The organism is Polaromonas aquatica (assembly GCF_042659145.1).
GTDB classification, from domain to species: domain Bacteria; phylum Pseudomonadota; class Gammaproteobacteria; order Burkholderiales; family Burkholderiaceae_C; genus Polaromonas; species Polaromonas aquatica.
Genome location: NZ_JBHSRS010000080.1, coordinates 1 through 18,334, shown reverse-complemented (window position 1 = coordinate 18,334; position 18,334 = coordinate 1). Strand labels below are relative to the sequence as shown.

At 60.8% G+C, this 18,334-nt stretch carries 24 protein-coding genes; 7 read left to right on the top strand and 17 right to left on the bottom strand.

Annotated elements, in window-relative coordinates:
* Window positions 1–28 precede the first annotated feature (28 nt).
* A complete protein-coding gene (locus ACFQND_RS16010) occupies window positions 29–760 on the bottom strand; it encodes a TetR/AcrR family transcriptional regulator (RefSeq protein WP_371439304.1) in 732 nt (243 codons plus the stop codon).
* Window positions 761–847: 87 nt separating this feature from the next.
* On the opposite strand from ACFQND_RS16010, the gene ACFQND_RS16005 reads away from it, so the two are divergent.
* From ACFQND_RS16005 to ACFQND_RS15995, 3 genes are all read left to right on the top strand, one after another.
* Window positions 848–2,083, top strand: coding sequence for a CaiB/BaiF CoA transferase family protein (locus tag ACFQND_RS16005; RefSeq protein ID WP_371439305.1), 1,236 nt, complete (start codon window positions 848–850; stop codon window positions 2,081–2,083).
* Between the two features lie 67 nt (window positions 2,084–2,150).
* Window positions 2,151–3,206, top strand: a complete 1,056-nt coding sequence (locus ACFQND_RS16000; protein WP_371439306.1) for an amidohydrolase — start codon at window positions 2,151–2,153, stop codon at window positions 3,204–3,206.
* 46 nt (window positions 3,207–3,252) lie between these two features.
* Complete coding sequence (locus tag ACFQND_RS15995; protein WP_371439307.1) at window positions 3,253–3,747, top strand: hypothetical protein; 495 nt, start codon at window positions 3,253–3,255, stop codon at window positions 3,745–3,747.
* Window positions 3,748–3,858: 111 nt separating this feature from the next.
* On the opposite strand, the gene ACFQND_RS15990 is transcribed toward ACFQND_RS15995, so the two are convergent.
* The gene (locus tag ACFQND_RS15990) at window positions 3,859–5,142 is read right to left on the bottom strand and encodes an O-acetylhomoserine aminocarboxypropyltransferase/cysteine synthase family protein (RefSeq protein ID WP_371439308.1); all 1,284 of its coding nucleotides are present in this window, start codon (window positions 5,140–5,142) and stop codon (window positions 3,859–3,861) included.
* Between the two features lie 137 nt (window positions 5,143–5,279).
* On the bottom strand, window positions 5,280–5,996 hold the full coding sequence (locus ACFQND_RS15985) for a DUF4197 domain-containing protein (RefSeq protein ID WP_371439309.1): 717 nt from the start codon (window positions 5,994–5,996) through the stop codon (window positions 5,280–5,282).
* A gap of 16 nt (window positions 5,997–6,012) precedes the next feature.
* Between ACFQND_RS15985 and ACFQND_RS15980 the strand changes: the two genes are divergently transcribed.
* Entirely contained in the window at window positions 6,013–6,537 is a 525-nt protein-coding gene (locus ACFQND_RS15980; RefSeq protein ID WP_371439310.1) for a TlpA disulfide reductase family protein, read from the top strand.
* A 283-nt stretch (window positions 6,538–6,820) separates the two neighbouring features.
* Here ACFQND_RS15980 and ACFQND_RS15975 read toward each other — a convergent pair whose 3' ends face one another.
* Window positions 6,821–7,273: a c-type cytochrome gene (locus ACFQND_RS15975; protein WP_371439311.1), complete on the bottom strand. Its 453-nt coding sequence runs from the start codon at window positions 7,271–7,273 to the stop codon at window positions 6,821–6,823.
* Between the two features lie 194 nt (window positions 7,274–7,467).
* On the opposite strand from ACFQND_RS15975, the gene ACFQND_RS15970 reads away from it, so the two are divergent.
* The 3 genes from ACFQND_RS15970 to ACFQND_RS15960 all read left to right on the top strand — a co-directional run bounded on the left by ACFQND_RS15970 (window position 7,468) and on the right by ACFQND_RS15960 (window position 11,916).
* The gene (locus ACFQND_RS15970; protein ID WP_371439312.1) at window positions 7,468–8,145 is read left to right on the top strand and encodes a cytochrome b/b6 domain-containing protein; all 678 of its coding nucleotides are present in this window, start codon (window positions 7,468–7,470) and stop codon (window positions 8,143–8,145) included.
* A gap of 122 nt (window positions 8,146–8,267) precedes the next feature.
* Complete coding sequence (locus ACFQND_RS15965; RefSeq protein ID WP_377414124.1) at window positions 8,268–11,369, top strand: hypothetical protein; 3,102 nt, start codon at window positions 8,268–8,270, stop codon at window positions 11,367–11,369.
* A 49-nt stretch (window positions 11,370–11,418) separates the two neighbouring features.
* Window positions 11,419–11,916 carry a GNAT family N-acetyltransferase gene (locus tag ACFQND_RS15960; RefSeq protein ID WP_371439314.1) on the top strand — a complete coding sequence of 166 codons (498 nt, stop codon included), beginning with the start codon at window positions 11,419–11,421 and terminating at the stop codon, window positions 11,914–11,916.
* 160 nt (window positions 11,917–12,076) lie between these two features.
* Here the strand turns inward: ACFQND_RS15960 and ACFQND_RS15955 are convergent, their stop codons facing one another.
* The 13 genes from ACFQND_RS15955 to ACFQND_RS15895 all read right to left on the bottom strand — a co-directional run.
* Window positions 12,077–12,583 (bottom strand): peroxiredoxin, encoded by a 507-nt coding sequence (locus ACFQND_RS15955; RefSeq protein WP_371439315.1) that lies wholly within the window; start codon window positions 12,581–12,583, stop codon window positions 12,077–12,079.
* Between the two features lie 153 nt (window positions 12,584–12,736).
* Window positions 12,737–13,006 (bottom strand): 30S ribosomal protein S17, encoded by a 270-nt coding sequence (gene rpsQ, locus ACFQND_RS15950; RefSeq protein ID WP_007866526.1) that lies wholly within the window; start codon window positions 13,004–13,006, stop codon window positions 12,737–12,739.
* Window positions 13,006–13,209 carry a 50S ribosomal protein L29 gene (gene rpmC / locus ACFQND_RS15945; RefSeq protein ID WP_371439316.1) on the bottom strand — a complete coding sequence of 68 codons (204 nt, stop codon included), beginning with the start codon at window positions 13,207–13,209 and terminating at the stop codon, window positions 13,006–13,008. Before rpmC ends, rpsQ begins: the two co-directional genes overlap by 1 nt.
* Before the next feature lie 16 nt (window positions 13,210–13,225).
* A complete protein-coding gene (gene rplP, locus ACFQND_RS15940) occupies window positions 13,226–13,642 on the bottom strand; it encodes a 50S ribosomal protein L16 (protein WP_077593716.1) in 417 nt (138 codons plus the stop codon).
* 25 nt (window positions 13,643–13,667) lie between these two features.
* On the bottom strand, window positions 13,668–14,576 hold the full coding sequence (rpsC, locus tag ACFQND_RS15935) for a 30S ribosomal protein S3 (RefSeq protein WP_371439317.1): 909 nt from the start codon (window positions 14,574–14,576) through the stop codon (window positions 13,668–13,670).
* Window positions 14,577–14,588: 12 nt separating this feature from the next.
* Entirely contained in the window at window positions 14,589–14,918 is a 330-nt protein-coding gene (gene rplV / locus ACFQND_RS15930) for a 50S ribosomal protein L22 (protein ID WP_007866508.1), read from the bottom strand.
* A 10-nt stretch (window positions 14,919–14,928) separates the two neighbouring features.
* The gene (gene rpsS / locus ACFQND_RS15925; protein ID WP_007866503.1) at window positions 14,929–15,207 is read right to left on the bottom strand and encodes a 30S ribosomal protein S19; all 279 of its coding nucleotides are present in this window, start codon (window positions 15,205–15,207) and stop codon (window positions 14,929–14,931) included.
* Between the two features lie 9 nt (window positions 15,208–15,216).
* A complete protein-coding gene (rplB, locus tag ACFQND_RS15920; protein WP_371439318.1) occupies window positions 15,217–16,041 on the bottom strand; it encodes a 50S ribosomal protein L2 in 825 nt (274 codons plus the stop codon).
* Window positions 16,041–16,376, bottom strand: coding sequence for a 50S ribosomal protein L23 (gene rplW / locus ACFQND_RS15915; RefSeq protein ID WP_371439319.1), 336 nt, complete (start codon window positions 16,374–16,376; stop codon window positions 16,041–16,043). The genes rplB and rplW overlap by 1 nt, the downstream gene beginning before the upstream one ends.
* Window positions 16,373–16,993: a 50S ribosomal protein L4 gene (gene rplD / locus ACFQND_RS15910; protein ID WP_011481230.1), complete on the bottom strand. Its 621-nt coding sequence runs from the start codon at window positions 16,991–16,993 to the stop codon at window positions 16,373–16,375. Before rplD ends, rplW begins: the two co-directional genes overlap by 4 nt.
* Window positions 16,993–17,676: a 50S ribosomal protein L3 gene (rplC, locus tag ACFQND_RS15905; RefSeq protein ID WP_371439320.1), complete on the bottom strand. Its 684-nt coding sequence runs from the start codon at window positions 17,674–17,676 to the stop codon at window positions 16,993–16,995. The genes rplD and rplC overlap by 1 nt, the downstream gene beginning before the upstream one ends.
* A 235-nt stretch (window positions 17,677–17,911) precedes the next feature.
* Window positions 17,912–18,226, bottom strand: a complete 315-nt coding sequence (gene rpsJ / locus ACFQND_RS15900; protein WP_007838118.1) for a 30S ribosomal protein S10 — start codon at window positions 18,224–18,226, stop codon at window positions 17,912–17,914.
* 25 nt (window positions 18,227–18,251) lie between these two features.
* A partial coding sequence (locus ACFQND_RS15895; protein WP_449301354.1) for an EF-Tu C-terminal domain-related protein occupies window positions 18,252–18,334 on the bottom strand: 83 nt, incomplete at its 5' end.

Sequence of the window (18,334 nt, the reverse complement as noted above, 5' to 3'; positions counted from 1 at the left end):
TCTTTCTCTTTGTGCAATTGCATCAGGGTTACAGGGTGGGAGGGAAAACGTCGGGAACGGGAAGGGCGGCGCGCAGGCCGCCCACAATAAAATTTGTCAGCAGGCCGGATGCAGCCGGGTCGCCCTGCAGGCTCTCGCCTTCGGAGAGCCTGTCCACGCGGTGGTCGCTGATGTGGTGCAGCAAGGTGCCCAGCGCAAACTGGTAGCCCCAGGCAACCTGCCCGCGCGTTGCATGCGGCAAGGCCAGGTGCAGCGCGTCAATGAAGGCATGTGCCAGCGGATCGAAAAAGTCGCGCAGCACGCGGTCGGTCTCCGGCCGCGAGATATACAGCTCGCGCGCAATCAGCAGCGCGTAGTACTCGCCTTCTGGACTTGCCCGCATGCGCAGCACCGGCCCGACAAACGCATCGATGATGCGCCGCAGCGTGTGCACGTCCAGCGGATCGCCGGTCACCGTACGCAGTGCCTGCAGCCGCTCTTCAATGGTCGGGCTCCAGTGCTCAAAAATCGCGTAGAACAGCTCGTGTTTCAGGCCGTAGTAATAACCCACCAGCGCCAACGGCACGCCCGCTTCGTCGGCAATCTGGCGGATGCTGACGGCGTGGTAACCGTGCTGGGCAAAAAGCTTTTCCGCCGCCAGCAGGATGTCGGCCTTGCGGTCCGGCCTGGCCGATGCCGGCAGCAGCGGGCGCGACGCACCCGGGTCGTGCGCGCGGCTGGTGCGACCGGTGGCGGGGGGCGGTTTGACGCTGCTTTGCATGCCGGTACTGTACGGCTGTACAAAAAACTGTACACCCGTACAAACCCTGAGTCCAGGCCTCTGAGGCATGCGGTCAAAATAGGACTCATGAATTCACTCGACGGCATCCGCATACTCGACTTGTCCCGCGTGCTCGCGGGCCCCTGGTGTACCCAGACACTGGCCGACTTGGGGGCCGACGTCCTCAAGATCGAACGCCCGGGTACCGGTGACGACACCCGCACCTGGGGCCCACCGTTCCTGAAAGACGACGAGGGTACGGAAACCCGCGAAGCCGCCTACTACCTCGGCACCAACCGCAACAAGCGCTCCATCACCTGCGACATTTCCCAGCCGGCAGGCCAGGCGCTGATTCGCGAACTGGTCGCCTATTGCGATGTGTTTGTGGAGAACTTCAAGGTCGGCGACATGGCGCGTTACGGCCTGGATTTCGACTCGCTGAAAACCATCAACCCGCGCCTTGTGTACTGCTCCGTCACCGGTTTTGGCCAGACCGGTCCCTACGCCGATCGCGCGGGTTACGACTACGCCATCCAAGGCATGGGTGGGCTGATGAGCGTGACCGGTGAACGCGACGACCTGGGCGGCGGCCCGCAAAAGGTCGGCGTGGCGGTCGCCGACCTGATGACCGGCATGTACGCCACCGTGGGCATATTGGCCGCCCTGCGCCACGCCGAAAAAACCGGTATCGGCCAGCAGGTGGACATGGCGCTGCTGGACACCCAGGTGGCCATGCTGGCGAACCTGGGCGCCAATTACCTGGTCAGCGGCAAGGCGCCGGGCCGCGCCGGCAATGCACACCAGAACATCGTGCCCTACCAGGTGTTTGAGGTCGCGCCGGCCCCGGACGGCAGCAAGGACCACCTGATCCTGGCCGTGGGCAACGACTCGCAGTACGTCAAGTTCTGCAAGGTCGCCAACGTGCCCGAGCTGGCTGTCAATCCGCTGTTTGCCCAGAACCGCGACCGTGTGCTCAATCGCGGCCAGCTGGTGCCGATTCTCGAAGCCGTCATGAAAACCCGCAGCAAGGCCGACTGGCTGGCCGCGCTGGAAGCCGCCAAAGTACCCTGCGGCGCCATCAACAACCTGGCAGAAGTGTTTGCCGACCCGCAGGTCGAGGCACGCAACATGGTCACGCATTGGCAACACCCTGTGAAGGATGACCTGCGGCTGGTGTCCAGCCCCATCAAGCTCAGCGCCACCCCGGTGCGCACCGACCTGCCGCCGCCGTTGCTGGGCCAGCACACCGATGAGGTGTTGCGCAGCGTGCTGAACTATTCCGAGGACAAATTGTCCGAATTAAGGAACGGTAAAACCATTTGAAGCGGCTAGCCAGCCGCCGGTATGGACGGACATTCGCTCAATCCATCAACACAGGAAAGCCCTTCGCATGATGCTTCGACGCCGGCTCATCAAGACAATGCTGTCCCTGCCTTTTGGCGCAGGGCTTTCCGGCCTGGGTCATGCCCAGGCCATTGCCGACTTCGGCGTACTGAAAGCCGGCTACGCGCAGCGCCTGAAAAAAATACTGGCAACGGGCGAGCTTCCGTATGTCGACATGGAGAGTTCCTGCAACCCTACCCGGCTTGACATTGACTTCGTGGCGAAGAACATGGATCAGCTCAACATCGGCTTGATGGCGCTGTCTGCGGACATCGGCCAGGCTGAATTCAAGAAGGGCATGCGCTTCAACGCGCTGTCGGAAAAACTGGTCGCGGCCTACCCGGACCGCTTCATCCCCGTTGGCAACGGCGGCCAGCCGCCAGCCCTCACGGACGCTCCCACCGAGTTTATGGATGCGCAGGAAGCCGCCATAGACAAGCGGCAAATCATGTGCCTGGGCGAGTACGAGTTTCGCCACTATCCATCGCCCCGGCAAGTCAAACGGGGCACGGGAGATGACCGCGACGTCAATGTCCCGATCGACGGCCCGACCGGCCACCGTGTCTTCGCCCTGAGCGAAAAAACCGGCATCGCTTTCCAGATTCACTACGAAATTGAGGACGGCTTGCTGGAGCCCCTGGAAAAAATGCTGGCACAGTATCCCAAGGCCAAAGTGGTCTGGTGCCACCTGGCGCAGATCCGCTATATCGAGCGGGCTTCCCGCTATTCGCCCACGTATGTCGATGGCCTGATCAAACGCTTCCCGAACCTGCACTTCGACACGGCATTCGGCGACTCGGCTTCAATCTATCCCCTTAGCCACCAGCGGCATGCGCGCATCTGGGCCAGCGATGGCAGCCTGGCCAGCGAATGGCGCGACCTGATAGCCGCGCATCCCGGGCGCTTCCTGTCGGCTCTGGACCTTGGCGGAGACCGCATGGACCGCATGGCCTCGTACGACCAGAAACACCGGTATTTCCTGAAGCTCCTGCCGGCGGACGTCCAGCACCGGGTCGCCTACCGGAACGCATGGTCGCTATTGTTCGATGAAGAATTTGCCTGATGAGACGCTGCAGCCCCAAACACCCCCCAAGACAAAGAATGACATGATGACTTCAGTAACCAGACGCCGTTTTACAGCCGCGTTAGCGTGCGGACTGACAGCGCCCGCCTTCACCTGGCCAACGCAGGTGCAGGCCAAAGACAGCGCCCTGCCCGTCCCCACATCCCTGCCCCAGGCCGCATCGGCTGCGGCGGCCAGGGGCGAGCCGCTGGTGTTGCTTGTCAGCCTGCCCGGCTGCCCGTTTTGTGAGCTGGTGCGGCGCAGCTACCTGCTGCCCATGCGGGCCGAGGGCCTTGCGGCCTGGCAGCTTGATATCACCAACAGCAACACGCCGCTGGTCGCCTTTGACGGCAAAACCAGCAGCGCTGCGCTACAGATCAGCGCGTGGAAGGCGACCTTTACGCCTACCGTGCTGTTTTTTGGCCCGCAGGGGCAGGAGCTGGCAGAGCGCCTGGTGGGCATCGCCGTTCCGGATTTTTACGGTGTTTACCTGGATGAACGGCTGGCCACAGCGCGCAAGGCGCTGGCTGCGCGCCGGTAGGCGCTGCAGGCCCTGGTTTTTTGCTACGCTTTTTATAGCTGGCAGCGCGCATTCCACCTACGCCAGGGCCCCTTTTCATCATGAAATCCGGACCGCAGCGGTCCGGAAGTCCTAAACCCTGGCCAGCGCAGCCTGCAGGTCAGCCAGCAGGTCGTCGATGTGTTCAATACCCACCGACAGGCGCACCATGTTTTCGCTCACGCCGGCCTTGGCCAGCTCGTCGGCATTGAGCTGACGGTGCGTGGTCGAGGCCGGGTGTGTCGCGAGCGACTTGGCATCGCCGATATTGACCAGGCGGGTAAACAGTTGCAGCGCATCAAGAAAGCGCGCACCGGCGGCACGCGGGTCGGCGTCACTGGACTTCAGGCCGAACGACAGGATGCCCGAGGCCTTGCCTCCCATCAGACGCTGCGCCACAGCGTGGTCGGGATGCTCCGGCAGGCCGGCGTAGCGCACCCACTCCACCTTGGGGTGTTTTTGCAGGGCCTGGGCCAGCGCCAGCGTGTTGTCGCAGATGCGGTCCATGCGCAGCGGCAGGGTTTCGATGCCCTGCAGGGTCAGCCAGGCGTTGAACGGCGACAACGCCGCGCCCATGTTGCGCAATGGCACCACGCGCGCGCGGCCTATGTAGGCGGCAGCACCCAGAGCCTCTGTGTAGACCACGCCGTGATAACTCACGTCGGGTTCGTTCAGGCGCTTGAAGCGCGCCTTGTGCTCGGCCCACGGGAACTTGCCGCTGTCCACGATCACGCCGCCAATGCTGTTGCCATGGCCGTTCATGTATTTGGTGAGGGCGTGCACCACGATATCGGCGCCGTGTTCGATCGGGCGGCACAGGTAGGGGCTGGGCACGGTGTTGTCGACAATCAGCGGCACGCCATGGTCATGGGCAACCTTGGCCAGCGCGGCGATGTCGGTGATGTTGCCCAGCGGATTGCCAATCGATTCGCAAAACACGGCCTTGGTGCGCGCATCGATCAGCACGGCAAAGCTGGCCGGGTCGCGCGGGTCGGCAAAACGCACCTCAATGCCCTGCTGCGGGAAGGTGTGGGCAAACAGGTTGTAGGTACCACCATACAAGGTGCTGGCCGAAATGATGTTGTCACCGGCCTCGGCAATCGTCTGGATGGCGGCCGTGATGGCCGCCATGCCCGAGGCCAGGGCCAGCGCCGCAATACCGCCCTCCAGCGCCGCGACGCGCTTTTCAAGCACGTCGGTGGTCGGGTTCATGATGCGCGTGTAGATATTGCCCTGCACCTTCAGGTCAAACAGGTCGGCACCATGCTGGGCATTGTCAAACGCGTAGGCCACCGTCTGGTACAGCGGCACGGCGGCAGATTTGGTGGTGGGCTCGGGGGAATAGCCGGCATGTACGGCCAATGTCTCAATTTTCATGATGGTCATCCTCAAAAGGGACAGAGCCTAACAGAGGCCCGCCATCGCTGTTAAATACCCAATAGTTGGAAGCTCATGCGCACGCCCGGGCGCCGCTGCGGCCAGCCCGAGAGCTCGCGTTTACAGGCAGGCCCTGGCTATTTTTTAAGCGCGCCAAAGACCTTGCTGATGATCGCGCTACCAGCTCCCACCGGGTCCTGGCGTATCTTCTTTTCTTCCTCGCCAATGATCAGGTAGAGCCCATCGAGTGACTTGCCGGTAACGTACTGCTGGATATTCGCATCTTCCTTTTTGACCAAGCCAAAGCCGGCGGCCTTGCCTGCAAACTCGTTGTATTTGGCGGCCAGGCCCACCTTCGCGGTAGCCTGGGTGACTACCGGCAAAAACTTCACGCCCAGCGGGGCACGGGTTTTTTCTGCAAAAAAACTGGTCACGGAGGTGTCGCCACCGGTCAGGATGTTTTTGGCATCGTTGACGTTCATGCCCCGTACGGCACTGACCAGCAGGTCCTTGCCCATGGGTACGGCGGCTTCGGCTGCACGGTTGATGGATGTCACCAATTCGTCAATTCGTTTGCCCTGGCCCAGGTTTTTCAACAATTTCGACGCATCTTCCAGGTAACCGGGCAAAGGAATGCGAACTTTTGGGTTACCAAGGAATCCATCTGTCTTGCCAAGCAGGGCAACGGCCGCGACGGCGCCTTTTTCAAGGGCGGTTTTCAGGCCCGCGCTGGCGTCGGCATTGCTGATACCCGCCAGGTCGCCCAGCGACACGGCATAAGCATGTTGGTAAGTGGCCAATACCAGTGCGCCCAGCGCGCTGGCGCCGGCCTGGTTAAACTGTCTGCGTTGCATGATGAGTCCTTCACAAATGAATAAAACTTCAAGCGTTTCAGTATGCCGCATCGTGGCGGTACTGGCGCTTTCAATTCTGTCAATTGCCGGCGTCGCCGGTTTGTCCGGTTGCAGCAGCGACCAGGCCGCGCCAAACTCCACATTTGTGTTGCTCGATGGCAGCAAACAAACCACGGCCGACCTGAAGGGCAAGGTCACCCTGGTCAACTTCTGGGCCACCAGCTGCGTGACCTGCGTGGCGGAAATGCCCAAGGTCATTTCGACCTACAACAAATACAAATCCCAGGGCTACGACACCCTGGCCGTGGCCATGAGCTACGACCCGCCCAGCTATGTCGTCAACTACACCGAAACGCGCAAGCTGCCCTTCAAGGTGGCGATTGACAACACGGGTGCTGTCGCAAAAGCCTGGGGTGATGTGCAATTGACGCCAACCACCTACCTGGTGAACAAGCGCGGCGAGATCGTCAAACAATACGTGGGCGAGCCGGACTTTGTGGCACTGCACAAGCTGATTGAAAAGCTGTTGGCCGAGACCTGAAAATATGGCCCCCACGGTCGCTCACTGCGTGTAGCTCCCTGCCCCCCGAGGGGGCCGCTCGCCTGCAGTCCGGCAAAGCCGGTCCTGCGGCTCAAACTTGAAAAGACAATAGCGCAATAAAAAAGGCCGGTCCCTTACGGGAGTCGGCCTTTTTCAATGGTTCACAGTGATGGTGCTCTCCCCTGTATTTTCAAGCAGGGGGCGCGGACTGGCTTCGCCAGACCGCAGGCGCCGCCCCCTTGAGGGGGGAACAGGCTACACGCAGTGAGCCTGGACAGGGGTGTTACTGATTTCTGAAAGCGTCGTGACAGGCCTTGCAGGTACCTGCGGTGGAGGCAAAAGCAGTTTTCAGGCTGTCGAGGTTACCGGTTTTGGCGGCAGCGGCCAGCTTGGCAGTTTCGGCCACCAGCTTTTCATGGTTTTCCGTGAACTTGGCCTGGTTGGTCCAGACTTCAGGCTTGGCCTTGGTATTGCCCTTGTCGCTGCCCGCGACAAACCCGGCCCACGGGAGCTTGGACATTGCAGCCACCACGTCGGCATTGTCTGCGGCGGCCTTGGCGTCAAACGGCACCTTGCCGTTGGCCATGGCGCCGATGCGGCCGAAATGCTGGCCCATGACAAACAGTGCGCTCTGGCGGTATTTGATGGCGTCTTCAGGCTTGGCAAACTGCGCGGAGGCCGGGGCGGCCATGGCCACCAGGGTGGCCGCTGCGGCGATACAGGCGAAAGCTTTCATGTTTTTCCTCGAGGGTTTTTTTAAAATTAATTGAATGGCAACGCTTTTGGCCTGTTGCCACCGTGCTGGAGTTTAGCCAGACCCGATAAGTTCCGCTGGAACTTCTGCACCAAGGGAAAGCACCAAGGAACAGCATGGGAGCCGGCAGGCCGCTCTGCTATAAAACCAACCACAACAAACAACAAGGAATGTGCATGTATGACAACGCGAGCCTGAGCAAGGTAAGGGTCTGGGATTTGCCGACGCGGATTTTCCACTGGGCGCTTGTCATAGGCGTTATTGGCCTGGCCATCTCCGGTACGGTGGGCGGAAATGCCATGGTCTGGCATTTCCGTTTTGGTTATGCCGTGCTCACGCTGCTGCTGTTTCGCATCATCTGGGGCTTGGTGGGTGGGCGCTGGTCGCGTTTCGGCGCGTTTGTTTATGCCCCGCAAAGTGTCATCCAGTACCTCAGGGGCCGGGGCAAGCCCGAACACTCCGTCGGCCACAGCCCGATAGGTGCAGGCTCGGTGTTTGCCATGCTGGCGGTCCTGCTCGCGCAGGTGGGCACTGGTTTGCTGAGCGATGACGAAATTGCTTTTTCCGGCCCGCTGACGCGTTTTGTGTCCAATGCCACGGTGAGCCTTGCCACCAATTACCACAAGAACATCGGCAAATGGTTGCTGCTGGCACTGGTGCTGCTGCACATTGCGGCGATCGTTTTTTACCTGTGGCGCAAGCACAAGCTGGTGCATGCCATGCTGCATGGCGACAAGGAACTCGTGGTGGCCGTACCGGGCTCCCGCGACGACGCCGTCTCCCGCGCAGGTGCAGTGGTCGTGCTGACCATCTGCGCCGCCTTTGTGGCCTGGGTGGCCAGCCTTGCAGCCTGAACAAGCCCGAGGCCAGCAGCAATCACCACAAATGAGATAAAAATCACACTAAAGCGACTCAAGCGTTGTAACAATACGTTATTACATCAATTTGGGGCGGCATGCGGCTTCGCGGTTTTACTTTGCGACTGCTCCGGACGGGGCTGGCAGCTGCCTTTTTGCTGGCCAGCAGCTGGGTTATCGCACAGGTGTGCGCCACGCCACAAAAAGATGGCAGCAAAACCTCCTCGGCCGGTGAAGTGGTCAACGGCTACTACACACCGGCCAATGGCAGTTACCCGGCAGGCACACAGCCGACCATTGCACTGAGCAATGCACGTGGCACGACCACGGTATTCGCCCCGGGCGACATGGCGCTGCTCATCCAGATGCAGTGCGCCGACATGAACCTGACGGACACCGACAGCTATGGCGACGGCGTGGCGGGGTTTCCGGCTTTTGGTTATATCGAGCCTCCTGGCAGTTGTAAGGCGGGCCAACATGAATATGTGCCAGCCGGCCCCGGCACAACCCCGGCCAGCTTTGTCGCCGGTGCGGCCCTGCAGAACACCTATGTGCAGGCCGACCCCACCATCAGCAGCACACGCCGGAGTTTCCAGATCGTCCGCGTGCCGCAGTACGCCAGCCTGACGCTGGGCGGCCAGCTCAATGGCGTGGCCTGGAATGGCCTGAACGGCGGCGTGATCGCGCTGGACGTCGCCAAAAACACCAACTTCGCCGGGCAAACCATTTCCCTGGCGGCACAGGGGTTCAGGGGAGCAGGCGGCAGGCCAAGCGGCGCTGTCGACGGCAACAACCCCTATCGCTACAACGACGGGCCTGGCCAGGCCCATGCTGGCAAGGGCGAAGGCATTGCCGGAACACCACCCTTGCTGTTCACCGACGGAACGCCGTTTGACCGTTCAGACACCACCGGCACGGTGACCCTGAATGTCGGCAGCTTTTACGGCTACCCCGGCAACACCGGTGCGCTCGCGAACTTCAACTACGCCAAGGCGGCCCCGGGCAATGCGGGCGGCGGCGGTGTGTACCGGGATGGCACGTACCACAATGGCGGCGGTGGAGGCGGCGGCAACGGCGGGGCCGGCGGGCGCGGCGGTTTTGGCTGGCGCAGTGCGGGCTGGGCCGGGGTGGCCTCCGACTACGCCAACATCGTGGCGATCACGGGCGACCATCTGGCGGCTTTTGGCGGCAGCGCGTTTGGCGCTGCGGGTGTATCGCGCGTCACGCTGGGCGGCGGCGGCGGCGCAGGCGACCAGAACGGCAACTCGAACAACACACGCGAGATGTCGGGCGGCACAGGCGGCGGTATTGTGCTGATGCGCTCCGGCTCCCTGAGCGGCGGCGGCACCATCGACGTGCGCGGCGGCGTCGCCAATACCAACCCATTGAACGACGGCGCCGGCGGCGGTGCGGCCGGCGGCAGCAGCGTCATCATTTCGCCCAACTGGACCTCAGGCGCGCTGACCATCAACGCGGGTGGCGGCCAGGCCGGCGATGCCTGGCTGAGCGGCACCGGCGGCGCCCACAGCGGCGGCGGCGGCGGTGGCGGCGGTGTGTCGGTACGCAGCGGCGCCGCCCTGGTGGATGTCAGCGGCGGCGCCAATGGCATCACCAATACCAGCGACAGCCCCCCGGGCGGCCCCGCCCACGGCGCATTTCCCGGGAACAACGGCCTGGACCAGCTGATTTCAGAGTCGTCCGATCCAGTCTCCAATTCCGGCTACAAATGCCTTCCACAAACCGACCTGTACATCAGCAAGAGCGCCGGCCCGGCCAGCCTGTCCGTCGGGCAAACCACCACCTTCACGCTGACCATAGGCAACAGCGGACCGCAGCAGGCCACCGCCGCATCGGTGCTGGATGCCTTGCCCGCCGGGCTGGGCGCGCTGGCCTTTGTCAGCGCCACCGGCACCAGCGCCGCAACCACGTTGACCGCCAGCAGCATCGCCGGCCTGAACACATTCACCGCCACCATCACGGTCCCCGCCAACCAGACACTCACCATCCTGTTGCGCGCCACGGCCAGCAGCAACGGCGCCCCCGTCAACTCCGCCAGCGTCGCTGCGCCTGCAAATGCCAGCGACCCCAACCTGGCCAACAACACCGGCACCGCCACCGTTGTGATAGGCCCTGGTGCGGACCTGGCCGCCACCAAGGTGGCCAGCACGCCCTCGCTGGCGCTGGGGCAGACCACCACATTCACCCTGACCTACGTCAACAACGGGCCGGCCGCAGTCACCGGCGCAACGCTGCGCGACACCCTGCCGTCGGGCCTGGGCACGCTGACCTTTGTCTCGGCCAGCATCGCTGGCGGCAGCACGCTTACCAGCCGGCTCACCAGCAGCACGGCGTTCAGCGGCACCGCCACGCTGCCGGTCGCCAGCACGCTGACGGTCGTCCTGCAGGCAGTGGCCGGTACGGCAGGCTCCTTCATCAACACCACAACAGTGGCGCCTCCGGCCGGGACCACCGACACCGACCCCAGCAACAACACTGGCATGGTCACGGTCAATATCGGGCCCCAGGCGGATCTGGGCATTTCAAAATCAGCCACGCCGACCGTCATCCAGGACGGCCAGACCACGGTGTTCACCATCACGATCAGGAATGCGGGGCCCAATGCGGCAACCGGTGCCACCGTGCGCGACACGCTGCCCAGCGGGCTTTTCGGCCTGGTGCTGCTCGGCGCGAGCAGCAGCGGCGGCGGTACCTTGACGGCCTCTGCCCTGACATCCACACAATTCAACGGCACGCTCACACTGCCGGCCTCAAGCAGCGTGACGTTGCAGCTTCGGGCAACGGCAGGCGCGGTCGGTACCCAGGTCAACCAGGCTACCGTGACGGCGCCAGCAGGCGTGATCGACCCCACACCCGGCAACAATACCGCGCAGGCGAGCGTCACGGTGCCGGTCAGCACCAACCTGAGCGTAGGAAAGACCAATGGGGTCACCACCCTGCCCGCAGGATCGACCACCAGCTACACCGTCATGGTGAACAATGGCGGTCCTTATTCGGCTGACAACAGCGTGCTGACGGACCCGCCTATCGCCGGGCTGAGCTGCACCGCCGTCAGCTGTAACGCCAGCGGAGGCGCGGTTTGCCCCGGCCCACCGGTGTCCTTGACGGCGCTCCAGGGAAGCGGGCTCAACCTGCCGACCCTGCCGGCAGGCTCAAACCTGACCTTTACCCTGACATGCGGAGTGACGGCGACCGGCTTGTAACAGGCCAGCCCCCAGCATCTGTATAGTGGATGGACCTGTCCGCTTTTTCATGCAACCAGTGCCCCCGCCCAATATCCAGCTCATCACACCCGGCACGCCGGAACAACTGCAAGCCACGCGCCTCATCTTCGGGGAATACGCCGCGCAACTCGGCATAGACCTGCAGTTCCAGAACTTCGATGCCGAACTTGCGGATTTGCCGGGGGACTACGCCGCGCCGCAAGGTTCGCTGCTGCTGGCACTGGTAGACGGCGAGATCGCCGGCTGCTGTGCCATGCGGCCGCTTTCCAGCGTGGACTACCCGAACGCCTGCGAGATGAAACGCCTGTATGTGCGCAAGGCCTTTCGCCGGTTCGGCCTGGGCCGGCAGCTGGCAGAAGCCATACTCGACGCCGCACGGATAGCAGGTTACCGCCACCTGCTGCTGGACACGTTGAGCGACATGGAGTCGGCCCGCGCGCTGTACGAGGACCTGGGTTTTGAAGACATCCCGCCCTACTATCACAACCCCATAGCCGGCGCGCACTATCTCAAGGTGGATTTGTAGGGAAAAGTGCTCGTAGCCTCCGCAGAATGAGCGCAACCAGCTATCGTATTAATAGCAAACATCCTGCCGAACACAGCACGCCCCGGAAAAGACAGGTACAAAAAATGCCGCTGAACTTACGCTCAGCGGCATTTCAGCGGAGAACTCAGCCTGCGCTGTCTTATGCCTTCGCTTGCGCCAGCAAGGTGGCGGCATCGCTCACTTCAAACTTGCCTGGGCCTTCAACGTTCAGGCTGACGACCTTGCCGTCTTTCACCAGCATTGAATAACGGTTGCTGCGCAGGCCCATGCCGCGCGCGGTCAGGTCCAGGGTCAGGCCGGTGGCCTTGGCGAAGTCTGCGCTGCCATCGGCCAGCATGCGAACCTTGCCGTCGGTCTTCTGGTCACGCGCCCAGGCACCCATGACAAACGCGTCGTTAACGCTCACGCACCAGATTTCATCCACGCCGGCAGCCTTGAATTCGGCTGCTTTCTCGACATAACCGGGCACATGCTTGGCCGAGCAGGTCGGCGTGAAGGCGCCTGGCAGCGCAAACAGCGCTATGGTTTTGCCTGCAGTGGCCTCGGCCACATCAACCGCATTGGGGCCTATGCTGCAGCCATTGCCTTCGACTTCTGAAAATTCCATCAGCGTGGCTGCGGGAAGGGTATCGCCTACTTTGATCATGGGGTGCTCCTTAAGAATATAAAACGGGAATGTGATGCGGATCAGCCCGCCATTTTCAACGATTCTGCCCAGCCCTTCAAAAACCCGGGACAAAAACAAAAACGGCCCACACAGTGAGCCGTTTTTGATGACCTGACGTCGAAGTCTTGCGACTTAAACGATGGCAGCCTTTTCCACCAGACGGGTCACAACCCAGTTCTTGGTTTTGGAAATAGGGCGGCTTTCGGTGATCTCGATCACGTCGCCGGTGTGGTACTCACCCTTTTCATCATGGGCGTGGTACTTGCTCGACAGGGACACAATCTTGCCGTAGAGCTCGTGCTTGACACGACGCTCAACCAGCACCGTCACGGTCTTGGCGCGCTTGTCGCTCACCACCTTGCCAATCAAGGTGCGCTTGAGGGATTTTTTAGCTTCCGTCATTATTTGGCTCCTTGTTTGACGATGGTCTCGGCCAGGATGGTCTTGGCACGAGCGATGGAACGACGCGTCGAACGCAGCGTTGAAGTGTTGTTGAGTTGTTGCGTGGCTTTTTGCATGCGCAGGCCAAAGTGGGCTTTTTGCAGCTCTTTGACTTCAGCTTTCAGGCCGGCAACGTCTTTTTGGCGCAGTTCAGTAGTTTTCATGTCTTCATTCTCCTGATTACTGGCCGATCATGCGGCTGACGAACGTGGTGCGCAGCGGCAGCTTGGCAGATGCCAGGCGGAACGCTTCGCGTGCAAGTTCTTCAGGCACACCGACGATTTCAAAAACGATCTTGCCGGGCTGGATTTCAGCCACGTAGTATTCCGGGTTACCTTTACCGTTACCCATACGCACTTCAGCAGGCTTTTGGGAAATCGGCTTGTCCGGGAAGACACGGATCCAGATACGGCCGCCACGTTTGACGTGACGGGAAATCGCACGGCGTGCGGCTTCAATCTGGCGAGCAGTCAAACGACCACGATCGGTGCATTTGAGACCGAAGTCACCGAACGCCACCGAGTTTCCTCGTGTGGCTATGCCGGTGTTGCGGCCTTTTTGCTCTTTGCGGTATTTTCTGCGAGCGGGTTGCAGCATTTATATTCTCCGTTATTCTGACCGATTACTCGGTCTTGGCACCGTCAGCTGCTGCAGCTGGCGCGGCTTTACGGACGCGCTTAACGGTGGTTTTCGGGGCGTCGCTACCAGGGGTAGCTTCAGCCGGCTTGTCGCTTCCATCCGCCGGAGCGGTGTTGGTACCTGCACCACGGGGGGCACGGGCGCCGCGCGGCGCAGGACGGTCGGAACCAGGACGATCGCCAGGGCGTGCGTCACGACGCGGGCCGCGTGGCTTGCGCTCTTCATCAGCGACTTCGATCATCTTGGCACCGGTACCGTCGTTACGGCCCAGCGTGTCGCCTTTGTAGACCCAGACCTTGACGCCGATCACACCGTAGGTGGTCTTGGCTTCGGAGGTGCCGTAGTCGATGTCGGCGCGCAGGGTGTGGAGGGGCACGCGACCTTCGCGGTACCACTCGCAACGGGCGATTTCAATGCCATTGAGACGGCCGGACGACATGATCTTGATGCCCAGGGCACCCAGACGCATGGCGTTTTGCATGGCGCGCTTCATCGCACGGCGGAACATGATGCGTTTTTCAAGCTGTTGGGTGATGCTGTCTGCGATCAGCTTGGCATCAATTTCAGGCTTGCGAACTTCTTCGATGTTCACGGCGACTGGCACGCCCAGCTGGCGGCTCAGTTCTTTTTTCAGCGCTTCGATGTCTTCGCCTTTTTTGCCGATCACGACGCCCGGACGTGCCGAGAAAATCGTGATGCGGGCATTCTTGGCAGGACGCTCGATCAGAACGCGCGAAACCGCGGCGTTCTTCAGCTTGGCTTTCAGGTACTCGCGAACCTTGATGTCTTCAGCCAGCATGCCGGCGAAATCACGGTTGCTTGCGTACCAGCGGCTGGCCCAGTTGCGGCTAACTGCGAGGCGAAACCCGGTTGGGTTGATTTTTTGTCCCATATCCTGCTGCCTTTAGTTGCCAACCACCACGTACACATGGCACGTAGGCTTGCTGATGCTGTTGCCGCGGCCTTTTGCGCGCGCGGAAAAACGCTTGAGCGTGGCGCCTTGTTCGACGTAAATGGTTTTCACCTTCAACTCGTCGATATCGGCACCATCGTTGTGTTCAGCGTTGGCGATGGCGGACTCAACCACCTTCTTGATGATTCCAGCAGCTTTTTTCTGCGTGAAATTCAGGATGTTGAGCGCTTGATCCACTTTCTTGCCGCGGATCAGGTCAGCGACCAGACGGCCTTTGTCGACCGACAGACGAACGCCCCGGAGGGTTGCACGTGTTTCCATGGTCTTTTCCTTACTTTCTCACAACTTTTTTATCAGCCGGATGACCTTTGAAAGTCCGGGTGAGTGCGAACTCGCCCAGCTTGTGGCCAACCATTTGATCGGTGATATAGACAGGGACGTGCTGCTTGCCGTTATGCACGGCGATGGTCAGGCCGATGAACTCGGGCAGGATCATGGAGCGGCGCGACCAGGTCTTGATCGGCTTTTTGTCTTTATTGGTAACGGCCTTGTCGGCCTTGGCTACCAAATGATGGTCGACAAAGGGACCTTTTTTGAGTGAACGTGTCATGGGTTAGCCTTACTTCTTGCGACGCGAAACAATCATCACTTGCGTGCGCTTGTTGTTGCGGGTGCGGTAGCCCTTGGTCAGGTTACCCCATGGATCGACAGGATGACGGCCTTCGCCGGTCTTGCCTTCGCCACCACCGTGTGGGTGATCGACAGGATTCATGACCACGCCGCGAACGGTCGGGCGAATACCCATCCAGCGCTTCACACCGGCCTTGCCGAGACGGCGCAGGCTGTGTTCTTCGTTGGCGACTTCACCGATGGTGGCGCGGCATTCGATGTGGATCTTGCGAACCTCACCGGAGCGCATGCGCACCTGGGCGTAAGTGCCTTCACGTGCCAGCAGCGTCGCGGACGTACCGGCGGAACGGGCGATTTGCGCACCCTTGCCGATTTGCATCTCGATGCAGTGGATGGTGGAGCCAACCGGAATGTTGCGGATAGGCAGGGTGTTACCCACGCGAATCGGCGCTTCCGAACCGCTCACCAGCGTTGCGCCAACTTCAAGGCCACGAGGGGCGATGATGTAGGCACGCTCGCCGTCGGCGTAGCAGATCAGGGCAATGTGGGCCGTGCGGTTGGGGTCGTACTCGATACGTTCGACCTTGGCCGGGATGGCGTCCTTGTTGCGCTTGAAGTCAACCACGCGGTAGTGGTGCTTGTGACCACCGCCCTTGTGGCGAACCGTGATGTGACCGTTGTTGTTACGGCCGGACTTCTGGAATTGCGGCTCCAGCAGCGGTGCGTGAGGCTCACCCTTGTACAGGTGGTCACGCGAGATCTTCACCATGCCACGCATGCCTGGTGAAGTCGGTTTCATTTTAATGACAGCCATTACGCAGCCTCCCCGCCGAGGTTGAGCTCTTGACCTGGCTTGAGCGTCACATAGGCCTTGCGAATGTTGTCGCGACGGCCAACGGACTTGCCAAAGCGCTTGGTCTTGCCTTTGATATTGAGGACGGCGACAGACTGGACATCCACCTTGAACATCAACTGCACAGCGGCCTTGATTTCAAACTTGGTAGCGTCCTGCAGCACCTTGAAGGTCACGGCATTGGTCTTGTCCGCGATCATCGTTGCCTTTTCAGACACGATGGGTGCGACCAGAACCTGCATCAGGCGGCCTTCGTCGAATTTCAGTTTTGGAGAAGATGGGTTACGGGCGCTCATGCGAACATCTCCTTGAGTTGGTCCATGGCAGCCTTGGTGACCAGAACCTTCTTGTAGTGGACCAGCGACACCGGATCGGCGTAACGGGGTTCAACCACAAGGATGTTCACCAGGTTGCGGGATGCCAGGTACAGGTTTTCATCAACCACATCAGCGATGACCAGCACCGAGTTGAGGTTCATGGCCTTGAATTTGTCAGCCAGGACCTTGGTCTTGGGGGAATCCACAGCCAAAGAATCAACCACAGCCAGGCGGCCTTCACGGGCCAGCTGGGAGAAGATCGAAGCCATGCCGGCGCGATACATCTTCTTGTTGATTTTCTGCGTGAAGTTCTCGTCAGGCATGTTCGGGAAGATACGACCGCCGCCGCGCCACAGTGGCGAAGACGTCATACCAGCACGTGCACGACCCGTACCCTTTTGTTTGAAAGGCTTCTTGGTCGAGTGGCGGACCTGCTCGCGGTCTTTCTGGGCCCGGGTACCCTGGCGGGCATTGGCCTGGAAGGCCACGACCACCTGGTGAATCAGGCTTTCGTTGTATTCGCGACCAAACACGGTATCCGGCACGTCCACTTTGGACGAAGCCAGGCCTTGGTCATTCAGGAGTTCGACCTGCATCAGTTCGCTCCTTTGGCAGCTGCTACTGGTTTGGCTTTGATCGCGGCACGAACCGTGACAAAACCGCCTTTGGAACCGGGCACAGCGCCACGGATCATCAGCAGTTGACGGGCTTCGTCAATGCGAACGATGTCGAGGTTTTGCGTGGTTTTGGTGACGTCACCGAGGTGGCCCGTCATGCGTTTACCAGGAAACACACGACCAGGATCCTGCGCCATACCGATGGAGCCGGGAACGTTGTGCGAACGGCTGTTACCGTGCGACGCGCGCTGCGAGCTCATCTTGTGACGCTTGATGGTACCGGCGTAGCCCTTACCAATGGAAGTGCCCTGCACGTCCACCTTCTGGCCCACTGCAAACACGTCGGCGGCAGGTACAACCGTACCGGCAGCGTATTTGCCTGCGACGTCAGCCGTCACGCGGAATTCTTTCAGGATTTCACCAGCTTCAACGCCTGCTTTCGCAAGGTGGCCGGCGGCCGGCTTGGTCACGCGCGATGCTTTGCGCGCGCCGAATGCCATCTGGAGGGCATCGTAGCCGTCATTTGCTTCGGTTTTAACCTGGGTCACGCGGTTGTTGGATACATCCACCACCGTGACAGGAACTGTGTCCCCATCATCGGTGAACAGACGCATCATGCCAACCTTGCGGCCCAGCAACCCGAGGGAGTTGCTCAGACTCATGATGTGTTCTTTCGTAACTTCCACCGCTGTGACTTCAATTGGCCACAGACGTTTTGATGTGAAAGACTGTTAATAAAACCGTCTTTTTCATGCGGGCAAAAATGCACGCATGTCGAGGACAGCCGAAGAGTATAGCCCAGACTGCCTTTTCAGGCAAGTCCGGGCTACAACCCATGTTTTGATGGCCTGGGCACTGGATTTTTACATCCGGCACTCAAACCATACGACTTTTTGCTTATTGCAGCTTGATTTCGACGTCCACGCCGGCAGGCAGGTCGAGCTTCATCAATGCATCAACGGTTTTATCCGTTGGGTCAACGATGTCCATCAGACGCTGGTGCGTGCGGATTTCCAGCTGGTCGCGGCTCGTCTTGTTGACGTGGGGCGAACGCAGGATGTCGAAACGCTTCATGCGGGTTGGCAGGGGCACGGGGCCCTTGACAATCGCGCCGGTGCGCTTGGCGGTGTCAACGATTTCAGCTGCCGACTGGTCGATCAGCTTGTAGTCAAACGCCTTCAGGCGGATGCGGATTTTTTGCTTGGTGGCCATGGTAATTCCTTAATGTTTTACAGGATTACGCAATGATCTTGGCCACGACGCCGGCGCCAACGGTCTTGCCGCCTTCGCGGATGGCGAAGCGCAGGCCTTCTTCCATGG